The following is a 564-nucleotide window of genomic DNA, read 5'->3' on the forward strand; positions in this document are numbered from 1 at the left end:
ACTCAGTTCCTGCAACCGCCGTTTCTATTGTCTCGCTCAGGAATAAGTCCACTTCTTTCATATTCTGAATAAATGACTTCAAGCGCATAACTATGGATATTTCGAAGATAGAAAAACAATTCATCTCTTCTTACAGGTGTTGTTCGCTTAGAAATTGATTCGATAAGCTTAATTAGTCTTTCATTATCAAAGAATTTGTTTGTAATGTTTACGAATAACTCTTGATACATTGGTGTAGGAAAATCTTCCTCACCAGAAAAAACCGGCATGTGGGCTGTAGTTATGGGGTGCTCTTCACCTGAAATTATTAACAAAGAACAAAGCCTCTCAAGGCATAATAGATAATGTCGGAACAAATTTCTCCATACTATGAAGTCACCTCTCCAATACATATCTCGAAAGCCTTCCATAGGATCGTTTAATGATTCTGGCTCTGCAAAATAGATGCTTTGATTTTCTAATTCTTCAAACTCTCCAATCAAACTATTAATACGTCTGAACCTGTAAAATTCCTTCTTCATATAATAGAACTCAATTTATTGGGGGGGGGGGGGGGGGGGGGGG

General features: G+C 37.6%; 1 protein-coding gene. It reads right to left on the reverse strand.

Annotation, left to right across the window (positions count from 1 at the left end; all coding sequences use genetic code 11):
* Window positions 1-2: 2 nt before the first annotated feature.
* Window positions 3-521 carry a hypothetical protein gene (locus tag CNQ84_RS20375; protein WP_133065871.1) on the reverse strand — a complete coding sequence of 173 codons (519 nt, stop codon included), beginning with the start codon at window positions 519-521 and terminating at the stop codon, window positions 3-5.
* Window positions 522-564 lie beyond the last annotated feature (43 nt).

Source organism: Pseudomonas abyssi (assembly GCF_002307495.1).
GTDB lineage: Bacteria > Pseudomonadota > Gammaproteobacteria > Pseudomonadales > Pseudomonadaceae > Halopseudomonas > Halopseudomonas abyssi.

Excerpts from the sequence above, each read along its gene's own strand:
- CNQ84_RS20375 (WP_133065871.1), bottom strand. The coding sequence starts at position 521 with ATGAAGAAGGAATTTTACAGGTTCAGACGTATTAATAGTTTGATTGGA.